This window comes from Xanthomonas sp. BRIP62415, assembly GCF_003993515.1.
GTDB lineage: Bacteria > Pseudomonadota > Gammaproteobacteria > Xanthomonadales > Xanthomonadaceae > Xanthomonas > Xanthomonas euroxanthea.
The window spans coordinates 12,202-35,218 of sequence record NZ_QEZH01000010.1 but is presented as its reverse complement, the minus strand read 5'-3'; the positions used below and the strand labels follow the sequence as shown (position 1 = coordinate 35,218).

Sequence of the window (23,017 nt, the reverse complement as noted above, 5' to 3'; positions counted from 1 at the left end):
GAGGTGCTGATATGGCAAGCCTGGTGCCCGACTGAGCGCTTGCAGTTGCGATGGTTTTGTTAGGTCGTGTCAGCCATGTTGATTCGGATTGCGTCAGCTTTTGGGAGTTTTTGGCCGTTCGGCGGGTGCGGGGGTCTTGTCGCGGTAGCGGCACAGGTCGTGGATCACGCAGCCTGGGCAGTCGGGCTTGCGTGCCTTGCAGACGTAGCGGCCATGCAGGATGAGCCAGTGATGTGCGTCGTGCAGGAACTCGGCAGGAATGACCTTGACCAGTGTGTCCTCGACCGCGCGCACGTCCTTGCCCGGCGCAAGACCGGTGCGGTTGGCGACGCGGAAGATATGCGTGTCCACCGCCATGGTGGGCTCGCCGAACGCGGTGTTGAGCACGACGTTTGCGGTCTTGCGGCCGACACCGGGTAAGGCTTCCAGCGCGGCGCGATCGTGCGGTACTTCGCCGCCGTATTGCTCCAGCAGGATCCTGCAGGTGGCGATGACGTTCTTGGCCTTGGCATTGAACAGGCCGATGGTGGCGATGTAGCGCTTCAGGCCTTCTTCGCCGAGATCGAGAATGTCACGCGGGGTATTGGCCACCGGATACAGCTTGCGGGTGGCCTTGTTGACGCCGACATCGGTGGCCTGTGCCGACAGCAGTACCGCGATCAGCAACTCGAATGGCGTGGTGTATTCCAGCTCGGTGGTCGGGTGCGGATTGAGCTCGCGCAACCGCGCGAACATCTCCTGTATTTCAGGCTTGCGCATGAGGTTGCCGCGCCTTGTCGGCGGGGTCTGACGGATCGCGTTCATGGCGGTGCGCCGCCAGCGGCCTTGGCCTTTGCGCGCGCCAGGATGGCTGCGGCCAGCGGCGGTAATGCGGCTGCGGCGGGTTGGCTGGGCGCCGGTGCCGGCGTTCGGCGTGCATCGCGTTCGGCAGCACGACGTTGCAGGCGCGCGGCGCGTGCGCGGTAGCGGTCGCGGGCGGCCCAGGCATCGCGCAGCCGCTGTTGTGCGGCAAGCAACACCGCGCGCAGCTGCGGGCAGGCCGGATCCAGCAGGTCGTCGCCCGGATCGGGCCGATACTCCATCAAACCCAGTGCCAACGCACGATCGAGATCGTCGGCGTGTACGCAGTCGAACAGCTGGAGGGGCAGGGGACGTGCTGCCGGGTTGGGGTCGAACGTCATGGCAAGCCGATCAGCGATTGAGAAAGTGCGCGGGGCGTTTTTCGAGAAACGCGCCGGTGCCTTCGCGCATGTCGTCGCTGGAAAACAGCAGCGCAAATTGCGCGGTTTCCAGCTGCAGGCCTTCTTCGATGGCGCATTCGCCACCGAACACCACCGCATCCAGAATGCCGCGCAGCGCGAGCGGTGCGGCGACGGCCAGACGCCGTGCCAGGGCCAGGGTGTCTTCCTGCAGGGCTTCCGGCTCGACCACGCGATTGACCAGGCCCAGCTGCAGCGCGCGCGGCGCATCGATCGGCAGGCCGAGCAGGCACAGCTCCAGCGCCGCCGCTCGCCCGGTCAGACGCAATAGCCGTTGCGTGCCGCCGAAACCGGGGATCAGGCCGAGGTTGATCTCCGGCTGCCCCAGGCGTGCGGTGGATGCGGCGATACGCAGATGGCAGGCCATTGCCAGCTCCAGCCCGCCGCCCAGCGCAAAGCCGTTGACCATGGCGATCACCGGCTTGGGCATGCGCTCGATCCGGCGCATCACCTGCTGGCCCAGCAGCGAGAACTCGCGGCCCTGCATCGCCGACAGCTCGCGCATTTCGGCGATGTCCGCGCCGGCGACAAATGCCTTGGGGCCTGCGCCGGTCAGGATCACCACGCGGATGTGGTCCGCGCTGGCTGCCTCGGCAAAGGCATGATCCAGTGCCCGCAGCGTTTCCTGGTTCAAGGCGTTCAGTTTGTCCGGTCGATTGACCGTGATCGTCCGTACACTGGCGTGGTCGGCGATCAGAATGACGTGATTGGACATGGAAATCCTTGCGAACGTAAAAAATTAGTAAATACGGAACTTCCGAAAGCCTTGCTGGTCCTAGCTTTCGTGATAAGTAGCGGTTCGGTATCGCGGCCGCTATCCTAGCGCGTCATCTCAGGCGGCAGACCCGTCCTGTGCCACCACCCTGGAGAATTGTTTGATGAAGTTGCGTTCTATCGCGGTCGCTGTGGCGGCCCTGGCCCTGACGGGCAATGCACTGGCCCAGGACACGACGTCCGAGAAGGGCAAGTTGAGCTACTACTTCGGCTATGACTACGGCAACAACCTTGCCGAGCTCACCGGTCGCGGCGAGCAGCTCGACATCAACTCGGTGGTAAAGGGTCTGCAGGACGCCTATGCCAAGAAACAGCCGGCGATCACTGCCGACCAGCTGAAGCCGGCCGTCGAAGCGTTCCAGAAGCGTGAGCAGGGCCGTGCCCAGCAGGCCAAGGCCGAGTACGACAAGGCCGCTGCGGCCAACAAGACCAAGAGCGACCAGTTCCTGGCCAAGAACAAGGGCACCGCGGGCGTGCAGACGCTGCCCAGCGGCGTGCAGTACCGCGTGATCGAAGCAGGCAAGGGCGCCAAGCCGACCCAGGCCAGCACCGTGCAGCTGGAAGTGGCCGGTCCGTTCCCGTTCGGCGACCGCGAGAAGGCACGTCCGGCGCAGCAGATTCCGGCCATCAAGGTCAGCGAAGTCGAAATGCAGGCCATGCGCGACACGCTGCTGCAGATGCCGGCCGGCTCCAAGTGGGAAGTGACCCTGCCGCCGGAGAAAGCCTACGGTGCCGATCCGCGCACCCCGTTCCCGCCGAACGTGGCTGTGCAGTTCGAGATCAAGCTGGTCAGCGTCAAGTAATTGCATTGGATGTTGCTGTGACAACGCCGGCCACCAGGCCGGCGTTGTCGTTTGGATCCAGCGGCCAAGCGCGAGAGGATGGACGAACGGCGTGACGATGCGGTGCGGCGGGAGCCAGCGATGAGCGACACGGATTCGACCCGCAATGGTCTGCCCAGCCCGTGTATCGGTGTATGTTCGCTGGACGCGCAGGCGCACTGTGTCGGCTGCCTGCGCAGCCTGGATGAAATTGCACGCTGGATGAGCATGAGCGACACCGAACGTCAGCAGTATCTGCATACGGTTCTGCCGGCGCGCGCGTTGGCCGCGCGGCTGCCCGAATGTGCGCAGTTGCGGCGCGCGCTGTATGCGCTGGACACCGCGCCCGACGGGCCGGGCTGGAATCATGCCGAGTTGATCGACCTGACCGAGGGCGGCGCCTCGGCCGAGGCCGCGGTGCTGTGCGGACTGGTGCCGCGCGCACAGGGCACCATGGTGCTGCTGACCCGGCGCACCGACAGCCTGCGTCACCATGCCGGGCAGGTCAGTTTTCCCGGTGGACGCATCGAGCCGTCGGATGCGGATGCGGCCGCTGCGGCGCTGCGCGAGAGTTGCGAGGAAATCGCGCTCGGCGCCGGCCAGGTGCATGCGCTGGGCTATCTGGATCCGTTCCTGACCGTGAGCGGTTTTCGCGTCACGCCGGTGGTGGCGGTGATCGACCCGGCGTTCGTGGCGGTGCCGCAGCCGGACGAAGTGGCCGAGGTGTTCGAGGTGCCGCTGGCCTACCTGATGGATCCGGACAACCTGCGCAGCGTGGAGCTGGAATATCGCGGCCGGCCGCGCCGCGTGCTGGAATACGACTGGCCGGGCCACCGCATCTGGGGTGCCACCGCGGCCATCCTCCTCAATCTTCGTCGTCGTCTGGAGCAGGTTGCATGAGTGCGGAACCCCACTGGACCACGCTGGTCGACAGCGCCACGTTGGCAGCGGCATTGCCGCATCCGCAGTTGCGATTGCTGGACGCGCGCGCTGCGCCACCGACTGCGCCGGACCCGGATGCCGCGCGCAAGGCCTATGCGCAAGGGCATCTGCCAGGCGCGTACTACGTCGATCTCGAGAAGGATCTGGCCGATCTGTCGCTGCCTGCGCAGGGGCGGCACCCGCTGCCGCACAGTGCGTCATTCGCCAGGCGGCTGGGCGCGTGGGGGATCGACCCGGACAGCCAGGTGGTGATCTACGATGCCGCCGACGGCAGCATGGCCGCGGCGCGGGCATGGTGGATGCTGCGGCTGATGGGACATCGCCGCGTGGCGGTGCTCGATGGCGGGTTGGCCGCCTGGCGCGCTGCCGGCTTGCCGGAAAGCACCGAGCCGCCTGCAGAGCGCGATGGCGCGGCATACCCAGGCAGCTTCGACAGCGATGCGGTGGTCGAGGCCGGGCAGATCCTGGCGCGGCTGGATCAGGCGCCGGGCTGGTTGCTGGATGCACGTGCAGGCGAGCGTTTTCGCGGCGAGGTGGAGCCGGTCGATCCGGTGGCCGGGCATGTGCCCGGTGCGGTGAGTCGCCCCTTGGGCGTAAGCCTGCGCGACGGGCGGTTCAAGCCGGCAGAGGAACTGCGCGCCGAGTTGTCGGCGCTGCTGGGCGCGTATCGTCCCGAGCAGGCGGTGGTGATGTGCGGCTCCGGGGTGACCGCATGCCATCTGCTGCTGGCACTGGAAGTGGCCGGATTGTCGGGCGCGCGCGTTTACGCCGGCTCCTGGAGTGGGTGGTTGCAGGATTCCACACGTCCGGTCGCGACCAGCCCCTGATTGCAGGCACAATGGCGGCAGGAACGGTGACCTGTGGGGACGCAGGTTCGCTGCGCGGAGCGCAGTTTCTCGCAGTGCTGGGTGACTCATGCGGTTGCAGTTGCAGGTCGGCGCGTTGTGCGTCGCGATGGTGTCGTTGGCTGCCTGTTCGGCGGGGTCGACCGCCGACGCCAACGGTGCGCGCATCGCCGGTCGTGGGCAGAGCGATCGCCACGCGATGTATCAGGTCGAACTCGAACGTGCACGCGCCGAGCGCGTGCAGCGCTTGCGTGCGCCCGATGGCTGGCTGAGCTACACCGGCTCAGGGCGCGTGCGTGCCGGCCGGTACCAGGTGGGCAGCGATCCACGCAGCGACCTGGTGTTGCCGGCCGGGCCTGCGCAACTGGGGCAGCTGACGCTGGATGCCGACGGCCGCGTGCACTTCGACGCCGCTGCCTCCGCACCGGTGCACTTGAACGGCCAGCGCATCGATCGCGTGCGCCTGAGGCCGGAGCGTGCAGGGCAGCGTGGCGATCGCCTGGATGTGGAGGGCCGGCAGTTCTATCTGGTGCAGACCGGCAGCTTGTTCGGCTGGCGTTTCCGCGACCCGGCAGCGCCGTTGCTGACCCACTTCGCCGGGCTGGAGTATTTTCCGACCGACCCGCAGTGGCGCATCCAGGCGCGCTGGCAGGCGTATCCCACGCCGCGCACGACCACGCTGCTGACCTCGATCGGCACCCCGCTCACCGTCCAGGTGCCGGGCGAGGCGGTGTTTTCGCGCAATGGCCGGGACTACCGGTTGCAGCCGATCGTCAGCGACGACGGGCGAGGCCTGTTCTTCCTGTTCGCCGATCGCACCAGCGGCAAGGAAACGTATGGCGGCGCGCGCTATCTCTACACCGCGGCACCACACGACGGCCGGCTCATGCTCGACTTCAATCTGGCCGAGAATCCGCCCTGTGCGTTGACGCCGCACGTGGTCTGCCCGATCGCGTCGCCGGAAAATCGCCTGGACCTGGCAGTGAATGCCGGCGAGAAGACCTACCGCGCGACCGAGCGCTGAGCACCGAACTCGCGAAGGCGGCCAGCCGTGTCGATGGCCCTGTGTGCGCCGCTGCTAGCGCGGTGTGTGCGCCCAGCTGACCGCCGCTTCGATCTGCGGCCACGGAAACAGCGGGCCGGGGTCGAGCTTGCGTTGGATCTTGCGCGACGGATCGTCGCTGGCCGCTTCCTGGGTGGTGTCCAGTGCCTGGTGGCCGGCGATGCGGCGGACCGATGGCAGCTGCTGTTGCAGCCACTGCAGCAGCGTGATCAGCGCAGTGATCTGCGCCTGCGGATATGGCTCGCTCATGCACTGATGGCGCGAGTCCAGCCAGTGCGGATAACGGCCGCTGTTGACCAGTTCGATGCCCAGCGTATGCGGGTTGTGGCCGCGCACGTGATGGGCCACGCGCTCCAGCGCGACGTATTGCTGGATGCTGCCATTGCGGTCGATGTAGTAATGCCCGCTGTTGCCGGTGCCGCTGTCGTAGAGCACGCGTTCGCCGTATTCGCGTGCCATCGCCATGTCGGGCAACTCGGTGCAATGGATGACCACCATGTCGATCTGCGTGAGCGCGCGTCGCGCCAGCCGCGATTCGTAGGACAACGGCGCGTAGGTGATCGGTGGCGACGGCAGGACGGCATCGGACATGAGGCGGATGCTAGCATTGCCCGATGGCTTTGAATCCCGACAGCCCCTTGGGCAAATTGATGGCGACCCTGCCGCAGGCCGGCCAGGTGACCTGGATCGGCGTGCGTCCCGCGCGCGACGTGGAGATGATCGCGGTGGACGCGGCACAGGCCACCACCGGCGTCGGCCTGGTCGGCGACCGCTACAAGGGCGGCAGCGGCAAGCGCGGCGTGACCTTGATCCAGGCCGAACATCTGCCGGTGATCGCGGCACTGGCCGGCCACACCGCGATCGCGCCCGCCACCTTGCGCCGCAACCTGGTGGTGTCCGGCATTCCGCTGATCGCCTTGAAAGGGCGGCGTTTCCGCATCGGTGATGTCGAGCTGGAAGGCACCGATCCCTGCGATCCGTGCTCGCGCATGGAGGACGCGCTGGGTGCGGGCGGCTACAACGCCATGCGCGGTCATGGCGGCCTGTGTGCGCGCGTCCTGCGTGGCGGCGTGCTGCGCCTCGGCGATACGGTGCAGACGCTATGAGCCGCGGTCATTGCATCCTGTCGCACGGCTTCGAGAGCGGCCCGGATGCGCTGAAGGTCACCGCCCTGGCCGATGTCGCCGCGCAGTTGGGCTGGACCCACGAGCGCCCGGACTACACCGATCTGGACGCACGCCGCGAGGTGAGTTCGCTGGGCGATGTGCAAGGCCGGCTGCAGCGCCTGCTGGAGATCGCGCGTGCGGCGGCCGACAAGGGCCCGCTGGTGCTGGTCGGTTCCAGCCTGGGCTCGTACATCGCCGCGCAGGTGTCGTTGCAGGTGCCCACGCGCGGGCTGTTCCTGATGGTGCCGCCGACCCGGATGGGGCCGTTGCCGGCACTGGATGCGGCGCGCGTGCCGATTTCGATCGTGCATGCCTGGCGCGATGAACTGATTCCGGCCGGCGAGGTGATCGCCTGGGCGCAGGCGCGCCATGCGCGCTTGCTGCTGGTCGACGACGAACACCGGCTGGCGTCGCATGTGGATGCATCGGCGCGGGCCTTCGCCGAACTGTTGCAGAGCCTGTGATGCGGACGAGGGTGTGCGGGTTTTGGGGCGTCCGATGAACGTACTGATTCGCGAAGCGAGCGACGGCGATGCGGCGGCAATCGAACTGCTGACGATGGTCGCGTTCATGCGCGACGAACATAGCCGCCATGACGAGCAGCACGTGATCGCCGGGTTGCGCAACGACGGCGCGCTGGCGTTGTCGCTGGTGGCCGACCACGACGGGTATGTGGTCGGGCATCTGGCGGTATCGCCGGTGTGGCTGTCGGACGACTCGCCCGGCTGGTACGCGTTGGGGCCGCTGGCGATCGGCCCGGGACATCAGCGCCAGGGGCTGGGCACGCGCTTGGTGCAGGCGGCATTGGCCAGCTTGCGCGAGCGTGGCGCGGCCGGCTGCCTGGCATTGGGCGAGCCGGCGTTTTTCAGGCGCCTGGGCTTTGCGGTGGAGCCGGGGCTGACCTTGCCCGGCGTCCCGGCATCCGAGCTGCAGGCGCTGGCGTTTGGCGACCGCCTGCTGCCGCTGGCCGATGTGGCCTATCACCCGGCGTTCGGGCTGGGGTGAGCGTTGCATCGTCGGGACACCTGATGGCCCGCGTTGCCGGTGATTTTGCCACGGCAGCGATCCCCGCGATGGCTGTCTTCGATGGTCCCTGTTAGCCGGCAATGATCCGGCCTGCAGGAGCGTGGGCATGTCTGCACGGTGCCGCCTGCCGATGCTGCTGCGCTTGAACAGGGCCAGTCTGCCGCAGTGCCCGGGATTTGGCTTGCGTTGCAGGCTGACCTACACTTTGCCGCGCTGCCCATTGTCTGAGGATTGGTCCAATGCGCCATTGATGCCGCCGTCGTGATGACGGCCTTACCCGCTGCCGGTCCGGCTGGATCGGTGCGTGTGCTGGCATGCAATGGAGATCCGTATGACCTGTCCGTCGCTGACGCTGGAAGGCGTTGCGTATGTGCTGCCCGATGGCAGCCCGTTGTTTTCCGATCTGACAATCCACATCGACCAGCGCGCCACCGGCCTGGTGGGGCGCAATGGCGTGGGCAAGAGCGTGCTTGCGCGCCTGCTGGCCGGCACGTTGCTGCCCAGCGCCGGGCGCTGTGTGCGCAACGGCAGCGTGCACTACCTGCCGCAGCGCGTGCGCGTTGCGCCGGGGCAGAGCATTGCCGACCTGGCCGGCGTCGCGCCGCTGCTGGAGGCGCTGGACCGTATCGCTGCTGGCAGCGTTGCGCCCGCCGATTTCGAGCTGGTCGGCGAGCGCTGGGCCGCCCATGCGCAATTTGCCGCAGAACTCGAACGGCAAGGCCTGGGTGGGCGCGATCCGTGTGCACCGGCCGCGCAGCTCAGTGGCGGCGAAGCGATGCGCGTGGCACTCGCCGGTGCGTTCCTGAGCCAGCCGGACCTGTTGATTCTGGACGAACCCAGCAATCACCTGGATGGCCCGCAGCGGCAGCGGCTGATGGATCAGTTGCTGGCATGGAACGGCGGCGTGCTGGTGATCAGCCACGACCGCAGCCTGCTCGATGCGATGCAGCGCATCGTTGAATTGTCCGCGCAGGGGCTGCGCAGCTATGGCGGCAATTACGCGTTCTATGCGCAGCAGCGCGCCATCGAACAGCAGGCCGCCAGCGCGTTGCTGGCCCAGCGCAAACAGGCACGCGCACGCGGCGAACAGGCGCTGCGCGAGCAGCAGCAACGTCACCAGCAACGCCAGGCACGCGGCGCGCGTGCTGCGGGGCAGGCCAACCAGGCCGCGATCCTGCTTGGCGCGCAGAAGCAGCGCAGCGAGGTCAGCGCGGGGCGGCTGCAACAGCAACGCCAGGCCGACCAGGCGCGGCTGAGCGAGGCGGTGGTGCAGGCCGTGGCGCTGGTGCAAGACGACCCCACGATCGCGCTACTGGCGCCGACATCGCCCGCCGGCGCATCGCAGCGCTTGGCCACGCTGCAACAGGTGGAACTGGCGCACGGGCGGCTGGGCGGGCGGCGGGTGGATCTGCTGTTGCATGGGCAGCCGCGGATCGGCCTGGTCGGCCCCAACGGCAGCGGCAAGTCGTCGTTGCTGCAGCTGCTGGCCGGGCGCCTGCAGCCCAGCGCGGGGCAGTGCCAGGTGCATGTGCCGGTGGCGTATCTGGATCAGGACCTGGGGCTGCTGGACCCGGCGCGCTCGGCGGCTGCGCAGCTGCACGATGCAGACCCGGGCGCGCCGGCGCATGCGCAGCGGCTGCGCCTGGCGCTGCTGGGGCTGGACCAGAGGCATGCCGACCTGCCCACCGGCCAGCTCAGCGGCGGCCAGCGGCTCAAGGCGGCGCTGGCCTGCGCGCTGTACCGGGCGCAGCCGGCGCAACTGCTGTTGCTGGACGAGCCGACCAACCACCTGGATCTGGCCGCGGTGGAGGCGATCGAGGCGCTGCTGCACAGCTACCCAGGTGCGCTGATCGTCGCCTCGCACGATGCCGCCTTCCTGCAGCGGCTGGGCCTGCGGCAGCGCCTGGATACCGCGCAGGCGCAGTGGCGGCTGGCGCCGTGGTGAACCGCACGACGGGCGATCCGGCCGGCGGGCTGGTAAAGCCGGGCCCGATGGCCGACCATTTGCGCCCCGCCCGCGGCGGCCACGGCTCTGCCCTCCAGGGCGCCGGCCCAGCGTCCTGCTCCCGCGCTCGCCCCCACGGCCAGCGTCTCCATCGATACCTGCCTACGTGAAATTCTTTGCATCCTGTGCCAAGGGCCTGGAATACCTGCTTGCCGACGAGCTGCTGTCGCTCGGTGCCAGCAAGGCCACCGCCACCATCTCCGGCGTCAACGTCGAGGGCGAGCTGCGCGATGCGCAGCGCGCCGTGCTGTGGTCGCGGCTGGCCAGCCGGGTGCTGTGGCCGCTGAGCGAGTTCGATTGCCCGGACGAGGACGCACTGTATGCCGGGGTGGCCGAATTGCCGTGGGACGAGCACCTGTCCGTCGGCCACACGCTGTCGGTGGACGCGCATGTCTCCGGTACCGCGATCACGCACGCCCGTTACGCGGCGCAGCGCATCAAGGACGCGGTGGTCGACACCATGCGCCGGCAGGGCCTGGAGCGCCCGTCGGTGGATGTGGACAGCCCGGATCTGCGTTTGAACCTGTCGCTGCGCAAGGGCCGCGCCACCATTTCGGTGGATCTGGGCGGCGGCCCGCTGCATCGGCGCGGTTGGCGCATGGCGCAGAACGATGCGCCGCTCAAGGAGAATCTGGCCGCGGCGGTGTTGCTGCGCGCCGGTTGGCCGCGCGCCTACGCCGATGGCGGCGGCCTGCTGGATCCGATGTGCGGCAGCGGCACCTTGCTGATCGAAGGCGCGCTGATGGCCGCCGACGTGGCGCCCGGCCTGCAGCGCTATGGCAGCGCTATCCCCAGCCGCTGGCGCGGCTTCGACCGTGAGGGCTGGCAGCAGCTGGTGGGCGAAGCGCGCGAGCGCGACAGTCGCGGCCGCGCCGCACTCAGGCAGGTGATCCACGGCAGCGACATGGACCCGCATGCGATCCGCGCCGCGAAGGAGAATGCGCAGGTGGCCGGTGTGGCCGAGGCGATCTGGTTCGGCGTGCGCGAGGTGGGTGATCTGCAGACCCCGCCGCAGGCCACCGGCGTGGTGGTGTGCAATCCGCCTTACGACGAACGCCTGGCTGCCGATGCGGCGCTGTATCGCCGCCTGGGCGACACCTTGCAGCGCGCCGTGCCGCAATGGCGGGCCAGCCTGCTGTGCGGCAACGCCGAGCTGGCGTATGCCACCGGCCTGCGCGCGGGCAAGAAATACCAGCTGTTCAATGGCGCGATCGAATGCGCGTTGATCGTCTGCGACCCGATCGCGGTGCCGCGGCGCACCCCGCTGGCGGCGCCGACCGCGCTCAGCGAAGGCGCGCAGATGGTCGCCAACCGCCTGCGCAAGAATCTGCAGAAGTTCAAGAAGTGGCGCGCACGCGAAGGCATCGAATGCTTCCGCGCCTACGACGCCGATCTGCCGGAATATTCCGCCGCCATCGACGTGTACCAGCAGGCCGATGGCGATCGCCGCGTGTTTCTGCACGTGCAGGAATACGCCGCGCCGGCGACGATTCCCGAAGCCGACGTGCGCCGCCGTCTGGGCGAGCTGCTGGCCGCCGCACGCGAGGTGTTCGAGGTGCCGGGCGAACGCGTGGCGCTCAAATCGCGCGAGCGTGGCAAGGGTGGCAGCAAGTACGGCCGCTTCGAGCAGCGCAACGAATTCATCAACGTGCGCGAGCATGGCGCCTTGCTGCGGGTGAATCTGTTCGATTACCTCGATACCGGCCTGTTCCTGGACCATCGCCCGTTGCGTGGCACCATGGCCATGCAATCGAAGGGGCGGCGTTTCCTCAACCTGTTCTGCTACACCGGCGTGGCCAGCGTGGAAGCGGCGGTGGCCGGGGCAAGCGCGACCACCAGCGTGGATCTGTCCGGCACCTATCTGCAGTGGTGCGCCGACAACCTGGCCCTGAACGGCCAGGCCGGCAGCAAGCACACGCTGGTGCAGGCCGACGCGCTGGCCTGGCTGGAAGCCGAGCGCGCGCATTTCGACGTGATCTTCTGCGACCCGCCGACCTTCTCCAACTCCGCACGCGCCGAGGACTTCGACATCCAGCGCGAGCACGTGCGGCTGCTGCGTGCGGCGATGGCGCGGCTGGCGCCGGGTGGGGTGCTGTACTTCTCCAACAACTTCCGTCGCTTCAAGCTGGACGAGGAACTGGTGGCCGAGTTTGCGCAGTGCGAGGAAATCAGCCCGCGCACCATCGACCCGGATTTCGAGCGGCATGCGCGCATCCACCGTGCCTGGCGATTGACCGCCTGATGCCGCGGCCCGGTCGCGTCTGACCGGCCAGTGCAGGCATTGCGCGCCCGCTGTCGCCGGCGCCCGGCTGGCTGCGGTGCGCCATGCCAGCGGCGCGTGGTGGCGCAGCTGCAGCCGTGCAGGCCAGGGCGGGGCGGGCAGCCAACAAGCCGACCACAGCGCTGCGGTATGCTGATTCGCATGCTTTGGAGTCAACGATGACCGCACCACCACGGATTGCCTTTGTTGCCAGTCACGCCGAGCCGGCGGTGACCGCGCGCGCGCGTCTTGTGCAGCGCTATGGCGATCATGCGCTGGACACCGCCGACATCGTCTGCGCCCTGGGCGGGGACGGCTTCATGCTGCAGACCCTGCACCGGCATGGGGCTGCCAGCAAGCCGGTGTTCGGCATGAAGCTGGGCTCGGTCGGGTTCTTGATGAACCAGTACCGCGACGACGAGGACGACCTGCTCGCACGTCTGCAACGGGCCGAACCGGCGCATCTGCGCCCGCTGGAAATGCAGGTGCAGACCGAGTCCGGTGCCAGCACGGTGTCGCTGGCCTACAACGAGGTCTCGCTGCTGCGGCAGACCCGCCAGGCCGCGCACCTGAGCGTGGATCTCAATGGCCAGACCCGCATCGCCGAGTTGATCGGCGACGGGGTCATGGTCGCCACGCCGGCCGGCAGCACCGCCTACAACTATTCCGCGCACGGGCCGATCCTGCCGCTGGGCTCGCACACGCTGGCGTTGACGCCGATCGCCCCGTATCGGCCGCGCCGCTGGCGCGGCGCCATCCTCAAGGCCGATACCGAAGTGCGTTTCCGTGTGCTGGACCCGTACAAGCGCCCGGTCAGCGTCACCGCCGACTCGCACGAGATCCGCGATGTGGTCGAAGTGACCATCCGCGAATCCACCCAACGCCAGGTCACGCTGCTGTTCGATCCCGAACACAACCTGGAAGAGCGCATCTTCAGCGAACAGTTTGCGGTCTGAGGGGCGGGGATTGGGCATTGGGGATTCGGGATTGGCACCGGCAGCAGCGTGGCGTGCAGCCGAGCCTGCGCGTGGCCAAGGTACGATGCAGTGCAAGTAACCATCGCAAACCCCAGAAACTAACCATCGCAAATCCCAGAAACTTCGTTGTTGCTCCAACCCATTCCCCAATCCCGATTCCCCATTCCCGGCACCCCAATGGCTGATAATTCCCCAAGGCTCCTGACCGTCGCGGTGACCTCGCGCGCGCTGTTCGATCTCGAAGAAGGCCATGCGCTGTTCGAGGCCGATGGCGTGGAGGCGTATTCGGCGTTCCAGCGCGAGCACGAGGACGACATCCTGGAGCCGGGCGTCGCCTTTCCGGTGGTGCGCAAGCTGCTGGCGCTCAACCACGATGTGCCCGAGGAAACCCCGCGCGTCGAGGTGATCCTGCTGTCGCGCAATTCCGCCGATACCGGGCTGCGCATCTTCAATTCGATCCAGCACTACAACCTGGGCATCGTGCGGGCGACCTTCACCTCGGGCCAGCCGACCTGGCCGTACGTGAAGCCGTTCGGCACCGATCTGTTCCTGTCGGCCAATCCGGAATCGGTACGCCGCGCACTCACCCATGGCATCGCGGCGGCGACCATCATGCCGCGTGCGCCGGGCGAACGCGCCGAGGCCGCCGCGGCGATCGTGCACAACGACGAAAGCCGCCTGTCCACCCAATTGCGTATCGCCTTCGACGGCGATGCGGTGATCTTCGGCGACGAGAGCGAACGCATCTCGCGCGAGCAGGGCGTGGAAGCGTTTGGGCGCCACGAGCGCGAACGTGCGCGCGAGCCGTTGTCGGTCGGGCCGTTCCGCAATTTCCTGTCCGCGCTGCATGCGCTGCAGGCGGCATTTCCGCCCGGCGAGGCCTCGCCGATCCGCACCGCGCTGGTCACCGCGCGTTCGGCGCCGGCGCACGAGCGAGTGATCCGCACCCTGCGCGAATGGGGCGTGCGCCTGGACGAGGCGCTGTTCCTCGGCGGACGCCACAAGGGGCCGTTCCTGGAGGCGTTCGGCGCGGATATCTTTTTCGACGATTCGCAGCACAACATCGACAGTGCGCGCCAACACCAGCATGTGGCGGCCGGTCACGTACCGCATGGCGTGGCCAACGATCCGCCGGGCAGGTGAGCGAGTGAGCAAGGCACCGAGGCCGTCTGGACGCGCCGCGCTGCGCTCCAGCTGGCGGCAACTGGAGCTGTATTTTGCCGACGACACCGTCCAGACGCGCATGTCGCGTTGGGCGCCGTACCGGCTGATGCTGCCGTACACGCGCGGCATGCTGGCGGCGCTGTGGTTGCAGCCGCGCCCCGAGCGCGTGGGTCTGATCGGCTTCGGCGGCGGCGCGCAGGCCAAGTTCTGTCACCGCTATCTGCGCAGCACGCGCATCGAAGCGGTGGACGCCGATGCGCAGGTGCTGGCCCTGCGCGATGCGTTCGGCGTGCCACGCGACGATGCGCGGCTGGAGGTCACGCACGGCGATGGTGCGCAGTGGATCGGCACGCGTGCCGGGCGCTACGACCTGCTGCTGCTGGATGCCTACGATGCCGATGGCATTCCGCCGGCGTTGTGCACGCCCGGGTTCTACGCCGATTGTCGCGCTGCGCTGACGCCGAGCGGTGTGCTGGCCCTGAACCTGTTCCAGGTGCCGCTGGCCGGGCATCTGGCCGCGCTGCGCGAGGTGTTCGAGGGGCGGGTGCTGCTGTTGCCCGAGCCGGACCCACGCAACCAGCTGCTGTACGCCTGGAACGGCAAGCGCACGCTGGGCACTGCGGAGCAGGCGTTGGCGGCGCTGCCGTGGTCGGCACGTCGGCAGCTGCGGCCGTCGATGTTGCGGCTGCAGGCGGCGTGGATGGAGCGGGCCTGGCGGTTTTCCTGAGCCGCTGTCCGGCGCCCGTCGTCAGTCTGCAAATGCGACACGCCCAACATCGCTCGCAGGCGCGCGCTTATGGGGTCAGCGGATGTCCGCTTCCGCCTCTGCCAGCGGCAAGCGGATATCGGTCAACCGCCAGCGCAGGCCTTGCCGGGTCAGCACGAACACCACTGGCGCTCCGGCTGCGGTGCGGGTGGTCGCGGTGAAGCGGCGGGTGGACTCGAAGCGCTGCTGCGCGCCTTGCAGCGGACGCGCCGGCGCTGGCGCCGCATAGGTGTCCGGGCTGACGGTGGTGCCGGTGACGCGATTCCACACGCTGTGGCCTTGCAGCAACGCGCCGATGCCCAGCGGCGTCACCAGCGTGTCCACGCCGGCGCCGCTGATGCCGCTGGCAAGCTGCAGGGCGAATCCGCCCAGCAGGCTGGATTGCATGCGGCTGCCGGCCTGGCGGATCAGGTAATCGTCCAGCTGCGCCTTGAGGTTGACCCGCAGGCTGGGGAAGTCCACATGACGTTCCAGCTGTGCGGCGTCGCGACTGGCGACTGCCTCGCTGATGCCGCGAATGGCCAGATACGGGCCCGCAACCACATAGCTGGCCAGCAGCAACGCGGCCAGCACAGGCAGCAGCAACCAGCGCTTCTTCATGGCATGCAGTCCATTGCTGTTGTCTGCACCAGGCGCATCGAGGCATGGCGCCGCGCAGCGAGAAATCGCCGCGCTCCGCCGGTTGCCTGCGCAGCGTCGATTGCTGTCGGCGCCGTGCGATGCATCAGAATTCCAGATCCAGCGCGGCGCACAGGTAATCGACGAACGGCGCCAGCACCACCAGGTCCGCCTCGATGGTCTGGCGCAGGCGCGGGCCGGTCATGATGGCATCGTCGAGGGGACGCAGGTACGCCCAGTTGCGATGCTTCAGGTCGTCGATGAACTCGAAATCGTTGGGAAAGCCGCGCGGCGCACGCACCAGTTTCTCGCTGTCGTCCAACGTGAACTTGCGGCGTAGTTTTGGCTCGTAGGCGGCCGCTTTCCAGTTGGCGGGATTGTCGAAGATGAACTGGCGCAGCTTGCGCTGGGTGTCCGGCTCCGGATGCCACAGCCCCGCACCCACGAAGCTCTCGCCCGGCTGCAGATGGATGTAGAACGACGGCGCCGGCACCTGGCGGCGGCGCTCATGGAACAGGCGCGCGCCTTGCCAGTTCTTGTACGGTGATTTGTCGTTGGAAAAACGCGCATCGCGGTAGATGCGAAACAGCGAGCCGCCCTGGGTCTTGGGGTCGGCGCGATAGTGCTCGCTGACCTGTGCCAGCGCGGGCTGCAGGTCGGTGATGAGCTGCAGGAACGGCTGGCGCACGTGCGCCTCGTACTGATGCCGGTGGTCGTTGAACCACGTCTTGTCGTTGTGGCGCGCCAGGGCGCGCAGGAACTTGAAACTGGCGTCGGAAAAATAGGTGGTCATAGCGTGCGTTGGAGGTCCAAACCCCAGGCGGCGAGCTGGTCGAGCAGGGACTGCTTGGTAGCATCGTCGGGGTGAGCAAGCCGTAAATCCGCGATCTGCGCATGGAACTGGTCGAGCGTGACCTCGCCCAGGCCACGGTCCTCGAGCAGGCGTTGGCGGCGGTAGACGTTCCAGCGTTCCTGCTCGTCGAACGACAAGGTCTGCGGCCAGTTGCGCGCGCGGTAGCGAAACAGCAACTCGACCAGGCGCGGATCGCGAAAGCGCGATTCCAGCGCGCCCAGCTCGGCCGGTGCACTGGCGCGCACCTGCGCCAGCAGGCGCTTGTCGCCTTCGGCCAGGAAGCCGTCATACAGCGAGGCATCGGCATCGTTGACCGCCGGCGCCACAGCGCGCTCGTTGCCGTACACCTGGCGCACCTTTTCGGCCAGTTCGGGGCCGAGCGCGCGCAGGCGTGCAGCCTTGGCCAGCACCGCGTCCGGGTCGATGCCCAGGCGCTGGAAATCCGCCGCACGCAGATGCTGCCAGGCCACCAGCGCCGGCGACTTGTTCACGTGCACTTCCTTGAGCGCAATGCGCTGCTCGCCTTCGGGCAGGTCGGCGGCGCGGATATACAGCCGGTCGGCGATCTCGTCCGGGCTCAGGCGCAACAGCACTTCAGGGTCGCCTTCCAGATCGAACACGATCACGCGGCTGTCGATACGCGGATGGCGCGTCAATGGCAGCACCGCGGCAGCGCACATGCGCGAGGCGGAATAGCGCGGCGAGACATGCAGCACCGGCTGCATCGCGATGACGTCCAGCAGCGTCGCCGCAAAGCGCTTGTCGCGCAGGCGCAACGCGTAGTCCCACAACTTGGGCTGGTGCTGCTGGAACCTGCGTGCCATGCCGATGGTGGCGTACACGTCCGACAGCGCTTCATGCGCATCGCCTTCGCGCACCGCGTTGGCATCGGCCAGGTGTTCGAGCTTGAACGAGGTGGCGCCGTCTTCGCGTTGCGGCCAGACGATGCCGTCCGGGCGCAGCGCATGCACCAGCCGCAGCACGTCCAGCAGATCCCAGCGCGAATTACCGCCGCGCCACTCGCGCTCGTACGGGTCGTAGAAATTGCGGAACAGCCCGCAGCGCACGAATTCGTCGTCGAAGCGGATCGAGTTGTAGCCCAGTGTGCAGGTCTGCGGCCGGCTCATCTGCTCGGAGATGCGCGCGAACGCTTCGGCCTCGCTCACGCCTTCGCGCAGTGCGTGCTGCGGGGTGATGCCGGTGACCATGGTCGCGTACGGGGAGGGCAGCAGGTCGTCGGCCGGCTGCACGTAGAAACTGATCGGTTCCTCGATCACGCGCAGCTGCGCATCGGTGCGCACCGCGGCGAACTGCGCGATGCGCGTGCGGCGCGGATCCTGGCCGAAGGTTTCCAGGTCGTAGAAGAGAAAGCTGTCAGGCATGCCGTATCAAATCCAGATCCGCGGCGCGCTGCGGAGGGCGCCGCCAGTGCTGCCTAGTATCTCTTATCCGCGCGCCGGCCCGCTGACGCCGGCCTGTGCAGCTTGATCAGTGCGCGCCTTCCAGCGGTTGCAGGCGCGCATGCACGACCGCTTCCAGTGCCGCCCAGTCGATGCGCGACAGGTCGCTGTGCCCGCGCGTGGCCTCGACCAGGATCTCGCGCTGGATCTCGCTGCGCGCCAGGGCGATGGAGTAGCGCGTGCGCAGGAAGGTCACCATCGTGTAATGCGGCACGAAACGGGTGGGCCAGCGTGCCTGCAGTTGCTGTTCGAGCGCGCGCTGCAGCAGGAAGTCGGGATCGTCGACGCGGTCGCGCATCTCCAGATAGTTTTCCAGCGCCATCTGCTGGATCGCCGCGGCATCCTCACGGCGTGCAGCCTGGAACGCGGCAAACGCAGTTTCCAGATCGTGGTGCGCGTCCAGCTGCTCTGCCAGCGCCACGCAATCTTCGAACGCGCAATTCATGCCCTGGCCGTGGAACGGCACCATTGCGTGCGCGGCGTCGCCGATCAGCAGGGCGCGGCCGCCCAGATGCCAGCGGTCCAGCGTCAGGGTGCCGAGCAGGCCGGGCGGATGTTCTTCCCAATGTTCCTTGAGCTGCGGGATCAGCGGCAGCGCATCAGGGAAATCACGCGCGAACAGGGCCAGCGCTTCGTCGCCGGTACGCGTGGTGGCAAAGCTGGGCTCGCCGGCGTTGGGCAGAAACAGCGTGACGGTGAAGGTGCCGCCGTCGTTGGGCAGCGCGATGCACATGTAGCGCCCGCGCGGCCAGATGTGCAGCGCGTTGCCTTCGATGCGGAACCCGCCGCCGGGCAGCGGCGGAATTTCCAGCTCCTTGTAGGAGTGATCGAGGAATTCGGTGCGCTCGCCCAGCGGCGATTTGCGCTGCATCGCTGCGCGCAATGCCGAGCCGGCGCCATCGCTGCCGATCAGGCTCTGGAAATGGATTTCGTGCGGCTGGTCGTCGCGGTCGTCGATGAAGCGCGCATAGCCGGCGTCGAAGTCCACCGTATGCAGGCGGCGGTAGAAGTGCACGCGTGCGCCGGCCTGTTCGGCCAGATCCAGCAGCGCGACATTCAACGCGGCGCGGTGGATCGACCAGATCACTTCGCTGTCGTCGCGGCCGTAGCGCTGCAGCTGCGGCTGCGCGTGCAGCGGGTGCACCATGCGCCCGCGCATCATCACCGCCTTGGCCATCACCGCGTCGTCGGCGCCGGCCTGGCGCAGTGCATGGCGGCCGCGTTCGGCCAGCGCCAGGTTGATCGAGCGGCCGGACTCGTAGCCCTTGATGCGCGGGTCGCCGCGGCGCTCGTAGACGGTGACCTGCCAGCCGCGACGCGACAACAGGATGGCCAGCAGGCAACCGGCCAGGCCAGCGCCGATCAGGGTCAGGGAACGGGGAGAGACTGCGCTCAATGCGGTATCCGGCAGCGGCCGGACGCGAGTGCCGGCCAAGAGGGAGGAGGGAGAGTGGCTGGCAGCGGCACCTGCTGCGGTCGGCCAGGTGCGGGTTCGGAGTGTACGTGCGCGGGTGCCGATTCCGGCTCACGCGCAGCCCTGCTCGCTGGCACAGTCTGTGCCGTACGTGCTCAGGCGGCGGCCCAGGTTTCCACGTGCTCGACCAACTGGTGCAGGTCGCAGAAGCGGTTGTACAGCGGCACCGGTGCGATGCGGATCACGTCCGGTTCGCGCCAGTCGCCGAGCACGCCCACCGACTGCAGAGACTCGAACAGCGAGCGCCCCTGCGCGCGGCCGCCGGCCACCCGCAACGACAGCTGGCAGCCACGCTGCGCCGGCGCGGCCGGGGTGACGATCTGCAGCACCTGCGGCACACGGGCGTGGATCAGCTGTTCCAGATGCCCGGTGAGTTGTTCGGACTTGGCGCGCAGCGCCGCCATGCCGGCCTGGTCGAACAATTCCAGCGAGGCACGCAGCGGCGCCAGCGCCAGCACCGGCGGATTGCTCAGCTGCCAGCCTTCGGCCCCAGGCGAGGGCACGAACTGCGGATCCATGCGGAACCGGGTCTGTTGCTCGTGTCCCCACCAGCCGGCCATGCGCGGCAGGTCGCTGTTGGCATGGCGTTCGTGCACGAAACAGCCACCCACCGCGCCGGGGCCGGCATTGAGATATTTGTAGTGGCACCAGACCGCGAAATCCACGCCGTCGTCGTGCAGCGTCAGCGCGATATTGCCGACCGCATGCGCCAGATCGAAACCCACCGCCGCGCCCTGTGCGCGTGCCAGCCGCACGATTTCGCCCAGGTCGAAGGCCTGGCCGGTGCGGTACTGGATGCCGGGCCACAGCACCAGCGCCAAGCGCGGACCATGCCGGGCGATGGCATCGGCAATCGCCGCCATCGACAGCGTGCCGTTGGGTTGGTCGGCTTGCACTTCGATCAGCTGCGTGGCCGGATCCAGCCCATGCAGGCGCAGTTGCGATTCCACCGCATGGCGGTCGGACGGAAACGCGCCGGCTTCGATCAGGATCGCGCCGCGCTCGGGCGTGGGGCGGTAGAAGCTGGCCATCATCAGGTGCAGGTTGACGCTGAGCGTATTCATCGCCACCACTTCGCCGGGCAGTGCGCCGACCACCCGGGCCAGACCATCGCGCACCAGCTGGTGATAGGTCAGCCACTGGGTGGGACCGGTGAAGTGGCCCTCCACCGCGAGCGCACCCCACTGGTCGAGCACCTCGGCCACCATCGCGCGTGCGGCGCGTGGCTGCAGGCCCAGCGAGTTGCCGACGAAATAGGTCTGATCCTGGCCGGCATGCTGCGGGAAGATGAAGTCATCGCGCAGCTGGCGCAGCGGGTCGGCGGCGTCCAGTGCAACGGCATGGGCGCGGGACAGCAGGTCGGTCATGATCACGGCTCGCAACGCAGGTCAGTGGCGCAGTTTACCCGCCGGCACCCTGTGCGCCGTCATGCGCGGCCGGTGTGTCGGGTGCGGCGGTGGTCGCGGCTGGCCGGGCAGGGCGCAGCAGATGCGTCAACGTGCCGATGCTGTCGGTGATGCGGTCGATGGTGTCGGCCAGTGCGGCGGTGGCCGGCGAGCCGTCGGGCAGGGCCGCCAATGCATCGGACAGCTGGCGCTCGGCGCTGCGCAAGGTGGCCGCGGCGGGAATGCCGCCGTCGAGCAGGCAGGCGATCAGCTCGGACAGCGCCTGGTCGGCCTGTTGCGCAAATGCCGGCAGCGCGTCCAGCGCAGGCAGGGGATGGCCGTCGCGCAGCACCGCCTCCAGCGACAAGGTGGCGCGGATCAGCCGGTTGCCGTTGGCCAGCAGCGACTCGGCGAGTTTGAGCTCGTGCAGATTGCGCCGGCTGCGCGGCTCGCCGCGCAGGCGTTCGATCGAGGCCTGCGCATTGGTGCGCGCCACGCGTGCGGCAGCGCGGGTGTCGCCCAGATCCTCCATCCTGCCGAGCAACAGATTGCGCAGATGATCGCGATACGCGCTGAGCAGCTGCGCCAGCGAGGCGCGGATGTGCCGGCGTTCGCGCGTGGGCCAGAGCGCATAGGCGATCAGCGCCCAGGCGCTGCCGGCCACCGTCGCCTGCAGGCGCGCACCGATGGCCTCGCCCGGTGCCACGCCCTCGAAGGACAGCAGCAGCACCAGCATGCCGGTCAGGAACGCCACGCCGATGCCGTAGTTCACCTGCGTCAGCAGGCGGAAGCCCAGGCAGAACATTGCCAGCAACGCCAGGCGGACGCTCGCGCCATCCATCGCCAGATGCGCCAGCAAGGTCGCCACCAGCAGGCCGACGAAGGTGCCGGCCACGCGCAGGGCGCCGAAGCTGAAGGTGCCGCCGAAATCCGGCTTGAGCACGATGGCGGTGGTCATCGGAATCCAGAAGCCGTGCGGGATCTGCTGCCAGCGCTGGAAGGCGATCGCCAGTGCCAGGCACACGCCGCAGCGCAAGGCATGCCGGAAGGCCACCGACGACAGATCCAGGTTCGCGCGCAGCGTGGCCCAGGTCGCGGCGGGCCTGAGTGCCGCCGGCAGGCGCGCTTCGGCCAGCTGCGCCTGGATTTCGCCACGGCTGCTGGCCCAATGCGCGTTGCGGATCAGCGCGCGCAGCTGGCCGCCCAGGCCTTGCGCGCGCGCCACCGCCACCCGCACCAGCCGGCGCTCGCGGGTGTCGGCGTTGTCGTGCTGGAACTGCGCCAGCGCGGCGACCAGATCGTCGAAGCCGGTCATCGAGGCATTGGCGGCGAGCGGGTCTTCGCCCACCGTCATCGCATGCGCGAGCTGTTCCAGCACGATGGCGCTGCGTTCGAGCACGCGCTCGATCGCCGGGCGCGCCTGCGACTCGGTCAGGCGGGTGTCGGCATCGGCCAATGACAGCAGCTCCAGCCGCACGCGCTCGCACAGCTCGGCAATGATGCGGAAGCTCTGCACGGCGATCGCGCGCGAGCGGTGCTCGCCATGCAGCATCACCATCGCATCGAGCACTTCCTGGGTGGCCGGCGGCGGGGCGCTGGCTTCTGGACGCTGGCGTGCGATGCCGGCCAGTTGACGCATCAGGTCGGCCAGCGCGAAGCGCTCCGGGCGATAGCGTTGCAGCGGCCAGGCGGCCAACGCCAGCACCACCTGGAGCAGGCCGCCGGCAAAGATCAACGCCGCCACACCCGCTGCCTGCTGCACCGGCAAGCGCATGTCGGCGCTGACCACCAGCAGGATCATGCTGGTCAGCCCTACACGCGCCGCCACCGGGCCGAGCGCCACCAGCAAGCCGCCGCCAAGGCCGAGCAGCAGCCCGGCGATCACCAGGGCCGGCGTGTTGTGGCCGACCCAGATGCCGAGCAACGCGGCCAGACCGGCAGCCAGCGCGGCCATCAGCATGCGTTGCAGGCGCGCGCGATACGGGCCGGGCTGGTCGGTGAACATGGTGTTGAGCGCGCCGGTACACACCGCCAGGCCGGCGGCGACATGCCCGGTGGCCACGCCGACCGCCAGCGGCAGCACCACCGCGGCGGTGTTGCGCAGCGCGACGCGCAGCGGCACGTCGCGCGGTTTGAGGTCGATCAGCGTGCGCAGCATG

General features: G+C 68.4%; 23 protein-coding genes. 13 read left to right on the top strand and 10 right to left on the bottom strand.

What is annotated here, in order from left to right:
* Positions 1-93: 93 nt before the first annotated feature.
* Genes nth through EO141_RS02230 form a run of 3 tightly spaced genes read right to left on the bottom strand, consistent with a single transcriptional unit; the run spans position 94 to position 1,974 of the window.
* On the bottom strand, positions 94-804 hold the full coding sequence (gene nth, locus EO141_RS02240; RefSeq protein ID WP_127168441.1) for an endonuclease III: 711 nt from the start codon (positions 802-804) through the stop codon (positions 94-96).
* Positions 801-1,181, bottom strand: a complete 381-nt coding sequence (locus EO141_RS02235) for a hypothetical protein (RefSeq protein WP_104582781.1) — start codon at positions 1,179-1,181, stop codon at positions 801-803. Before EO141_RS02235 ends, nth begins: the two co-directional genes overlap by 4 nt.
* Positions 1,182-1,191: 10 nt before the next feature.
* The gene (locus tag EO141_RS02230) at positions 1,192-1,974 is read right to left on the bottom strand and encodes an enoyl-CoA hydratase-related protein (protein ID WP_127168440.1); all 783 of its coding nucleotides are present in this window, start codon (positions 1,972-1,974) and stop codon (positions 1,192-1,194) included.
* 163 nt (positions 1,975-2,137) lie between these two features.
* On the opposite strand from EO141_RS02230, the gene EO141_RS02225 reads away from it, so the two are divergent.
* The 4 genes from EO141_RS02225 (at position 2,138) to EO141_RS02210 (ending at position 5,665) form a co-directional block, all read left to right on the top strand.
* Positions 2,138-2,836: an FKBP-type peptidyl-prolyl cis-trans isomerase N-terminal domain-containing protein gene (locus EO141_RS02225; protein WP_016902469.1), complete on the top strand. Its 699-nt coding sequence runs from the start codon at positions 2,138-2,140 to the stop codon at positions 2,834-2,836.
* Between the two features lie 120 nt (positions 2,837-2,956).
* The gene (locus EO141_RS02220) at positions 2,957-3,754 is read left to right on the top strand and encodes a CoA pyrophosphatase (protein ID WP_104582783.1); all 798 of its coding nucleotides are present in this window, start codon (positions 2,957-2,959) and stop codon (positions 3,752-3,754) included.
* Entirely contained in the window at positions 3,751-4,623 is an 873-nt protein-coding gene (locus tag EO141_RS02215) for a sulfurtransferase (RefSeq protein ID WP_127168439.1), read from the top strand. Before EO141_RS02220 ends, EO141_RS02215 begins: the two co-directional genes overlap by 4 nt.
* Positions 4,624-4,711: 88 nt before the next feature.
* Positions 4,712-5,665, top strand: coding sequence for a DUF1684 domain-containing protein (locus EO141_RS02210; RefSeq protein WP_127168438.1), 954 nt, complete (start codon positions 4,712-4,714; stop codon positions 5,663-5,665).
* Positions 5,666-5,719: 54 nt separating this feature from the next.
* Here EO141_RS02210 and EO141_RS02205 read toward each other — a convergent pair whose 3' ends face one another.
* Entirely contained in the window at positions 5,720-6,295 is a 576-nt protein-coding gene (locus tag EO141_RS02205; RefSeq protein ID WP_104582786.1) for an N-acetylmuramoyl-L-alanine amidase, read from the bottom strand.
* A gap of 23 nt (positions 6,296-6,318) precedes the next feature.
* Between EO141_RS02205 and EO141_RS02200 the strand changes: the two genes are divergently transcribed.
* The 9 genes from EO141_RS02200 to EO141_RS02165 all read left to right on the top strand — a co-directional run bounded on the left by EO141_RS02200 (position 6,319) and on the right by EO141_RS02165 (position 15,029).
* Positions 6,319-6,810 carry an MOSC domain-containing protein gene (locus EO141_RS02200; protein ID WP_127168437.1) on the top strand — a complete coding sequence of 164 codons (492 nt, stop codon included), beginning with the start codon at positions 6,319-6,321 and terminating at the stop codon, positions 6,808-6,810.
* Positions 6,807-7,334, top strand: a complete 528-nt coding sequence (locus EO141_RS02195; RefSeq protein WP_104648430.1) for a YqiA/YcfP family alpha/beta fold hydrolase — start codon at positions 6,807-6,809, stop codon at positions 7,332-7,334. Before EO141_RS02200 ends, EO141_RS02195 begins: the two co-directional genes overlap by 4 nt.
* Positions 7,335-7,368: 34 nt before the next feature.
* Complete coding sequence (locus tag EO141_RS02190; RefSeq protein WP_126971586.1) at positions 7,369-7,875, top strand: N-acetyltransferase; 507 nt, start codon at positions 7,369-7,371, stop codon at positions 7,873-7,875.
* 352 nt (positions 7,876-8,227) lie between these two features.
* Positions 8,228-9,841 carry an ABC-F family ATP-binding cassette domain-containing protein gene (locus tag EO141_RS02185; RefSeq protein WP_127168436.1) on the top strand — a complete coding sequence of 538 codons (1,614 nt, stop codon included), beginning with the start codon at positions 8,228-8,230 and terminating at the stop codon, positions 9,839-9,841.
* Positions 9,820-10,011 (top strand): hypothetical protein, encoded by a 192-nt coding sequence (locus tag EO141_RS21610; RefSeq protein WP_119132245.1) that lies wholly within the window; start codon positions 9,820-9,822, stop codon positions 10,009-10,011. Before EO141_RS02185 ends, EO141_RS21610 begins: the two co-directional genes overlap by 22 nt.
* Positions 10,008-12,143: a bifunctional 23S rRNA (guanine(2069)-N(7))-methyltransferase RlmK/23S rRNA (guanine(2445)-N(2))-methyltransferase RlmL gene (gene rlmKL / locus EO141_RS02180; protein WP_104648433.1), complete on the top strand. Its 2,136-nt coding sequence runs from the start codon at positions 10,008-10,010 to the stop codon at positions 12,141-12,143. The genes EO141_RS21610 and rlmKL overlap by 4 nt, the downstream gene beginning before the upstream one ends.
* 197 nt (positions 12,144-12,340) lie before the next feature.
* Positions 12,341-13,117, top strand: a complete 777-nt coding sequence (locus tag EO141_RS02175) for an NAD kinase (protein ID WP_104582792.1) — start codon at positions 12,341-12,343, stop codon at positions 13,115-13,117.
* A gap of 198 nt (positions 13,118-13,315) precedes the next feature.
* On the top strand, positions 13,316-14,281 hold the full coding sequence (locus EO141_RS02170; RefSeq protein WP_104582793.1) for a 5'-nucleotidase: 966 nt from the start codon (positions 13,316-13,318) through the stop codon (positions 14,279-14,281).
* Between the two features lie 4 nt (positions 14,282-14,285).
* Entirely contained in the window at positions 14,286-15,029 is a 744-nt protein-coding gene (locus tag EO141_RS02165; RefSeq protein WP_127168435.1) for a transferase, read from the top strand.
* A 75-nt stretch (positions 15,030-15,104) separates the two neighbouring features.
* On the opposite strand, the gene EO141_RS02160 is transcribed toward EO141_RS02165, so the two are convergent.
* From EO141_RS02160 to EO141_RS02135, 6 genes are all read right to left on the bottom strand, one after another.
* Positions 15,105-15,668, bottom strand: a complete 564-nt coding sequence (locus EO141_RS02160) for a DUF2939 domain-containing protein (RefSeq protein WP_127168434.1) — start codon at positions 15,666-15,668, stop codon at positions 15,105-15,107.
* A 124-nt stretch (positions 15,669-15,792) separates the two neighbouring features.
* Positions 15,793-16,479 carry a DUF2461 domain-containing protein gene (locus tag EO141_RS02155; protein WP_127168433.1) on the bottom strand — a complete coding sequence of 229 codons (687 nt, stop codon included), beginning with the start codon at positions 16,477-16,479 and terminating at the stop codon, positions 15,793-15,795.
* Complete coding sequence (gene sbcB, locus EO141_RS02150; protein ID WP_127168432.1) at positions 16,476-17,921, bottom strand: exodeoxyribonuclease I; 1,446 nt, start codon at positions 17,919-17,921, stop codon at positions 16,476-16,478. Before sbcB ends, EO141_RS02155 begins: the two co-directional genes overlap by 4 nt.
* Before the next feature lie 106 nt (positions 17,922-18,027).
* Positions 18,028-19,395 (bottom strand): NAD(P)/FAD-dependent oxidoreductase, encoded by a 1,368-nt coding sequence (locus tag EO141_RS02145; protein ID WP_127168431.1) that lies wholly within the window; start codon positions 19,393-19,395, stop codon positions 18,028-18,030.
* Positions 19,396-19,568: 173 nt separating this feature from the next.
* Complete coding sequence (gene kynU, locus EO141_RS02140; RefSeq protein ID WP_127168430.1) at positions 19,569-20,840, bottom strand: kynureninase; 1,272 nt, start codon at positions 20,838-20,840, stop codon at positions 19,569-19,571.
* A gap of 34 nt (positions 20,841-20,874) precedes the next feature.
* Positions 20,875-23,016 carry an FUSC family protein gene (locus EO141_RS02135; protein ID WP_127168429.1) on the bottom strand — a complete coding sequence of 714 codons (2,142 nt, stop codon included), beginning with the start codon at positions 23,014-23,016 and terminating at the stop codon, positions 20,875-20,877.
* Between the last annotated feature and the right edge of the window lies 1 nt (position 23,017).

What these genes read in the sequence shown, in the direction of transcription:
- EO141_RS02235 (WP_104582781.1), bottom strand. Translation starts at nt 1,181, where the DNA reads ATGACGTTCGACCCCAACCCGGCAGCACGTCCCCTGCCCCTCCAGCTG.
- EO141_RS02175 (WP_104582792.1), top strand. Translation starts at nt 12,341, where the DNA reads ATGACCGCACCACCACGGATTGCCTTTGTTGCCAGTCACGCCGAGCCG.
- EO141_RS02220 (WP_104582783.1), top strand. Translation starts at nt 2,957, where the DNA reads ATGAGCGACACGGATTCGACCCGCAATGGTCTGCCCAGCCCGTGTATC.
- sbcB (WP_127168432.1), bottom strand. Translation starts at nt 17,921, where the DNA reads ATGCCTGACAGCTTTCTCTTCTACGACCTGGAAACCTTCGGCCAGGAT.
- EO141_RS02135 (WP_127168429.1), bottom strand. Translation starts at nt 23,016, where the DNA reads ATGCTGCGCACGCTGATCGACCTCAAACCGCGCGACGTGCCGCTGCGC.
- EO141_RS02230 (WP_127168440.1), bottom strand. Translation starts at nt 1,974, where the DNA reads ATGTCCAATCACGTCATTCTGATCGCCGACCACGCCAGTGTACGGACG.
- EO141_RS02215 (WP_127168439.1), top strand. Translation starts at nt 3,751, where the DNA reads ATGAGTGCGGAACCCCACTGGACCACGCTGGTCGACAGCGCCACGTTG.
- EO141_RS02200 (WP_127168437.1), top strand. Translation starts at nt 6,319, where the DNA reads ATGGCTTTGAATCCCGACAGCCCCTTGGGCAAATTGATGGCGACCCTG.
- EO141_RS02205 (WP_104582786.1), bottom strand. Translation starts at nt 6,295, where the DNA reads ATGTCCGATGCCGTCCTGCCGTCGCCACCGATCACCTACGCGCCGTTG.
- EO141_RS02160 (WP_127168434.1), bottom strand. Translation starts at nt 15,668, where the DNA reads ATGAAGAAGCGCTGGTTGCTGCTGCCTGTGCTGGCCGCGTTGCTGCTG.
- EO141_RS02195 (WP_104648430.1), top strand. Translation starts at nt 6,807, where the DNA reads ATGAGCCGCGGTCATTGCATCCTGTCGCACGGCTTCGAGAGCGGCCCG.
- EO141_RS02170 (WP_104582793.1), top strand. Translation starts at nt 13,316, where the DNA reads ATGGCTGATAATTCCCCAAGGCTCCTGACCGTCGCGGTGACCTCGCGC.
- EO141_RS02225 (WP_016902469.1), top strand. Translation starts at nt 2,138, where the DNA reads ATGAAGTTGCGTTCTATCGCGGTCGCTGTGGCGGCCCTGGCCCTGACG.
- EO141_RS02210 (WP_127168438.1), top strand. Translation starts at nt 4,712, where the DNA reads ATGCGGTTGCAGTTGCAGGTCGGCGCGTTGTGCGTCGCGATGGTGTCG.
- EO141_RS02185 (WP_127168436.1), top strand. Translation starts at nt 8,228, where the DNA reads ATGACCTGTCCGTCGCTGACGCTGGAAGGCGTTGCGTATGTGCTGCCC.
- EO141_RS02155 (WP_127168433.1), bottom strand. Translation starts at nt 16,479, where the DNA reads ATGACCACCTATTTTTCCGACGCCAGTTTCAAGTTCCTGCGCGCCCTG.
- nth (WP_127168441.1), bottom strand. Translation starts at nt 804, where the DNA reads ATGAACGCGATCCGTCAGACCCCGCCGACAAGGCGCGGCAACCTCATG.
- kynU (WP_127168430.1), bottom strand. Translation starts at nt 20,840, where the DNA reads ATGACCGACCTGCTGTCCCGCGCCCATGCCGTTGCACTGGACGCCGCC.
- EO141_RS02190 (WP_126971586.1), top strand. Translation starts at nt 7,369, where the DNA reads ATGAACGTACTGATTCGCGAAGCGAGCGACGGCGATGCGGCGGCAATC.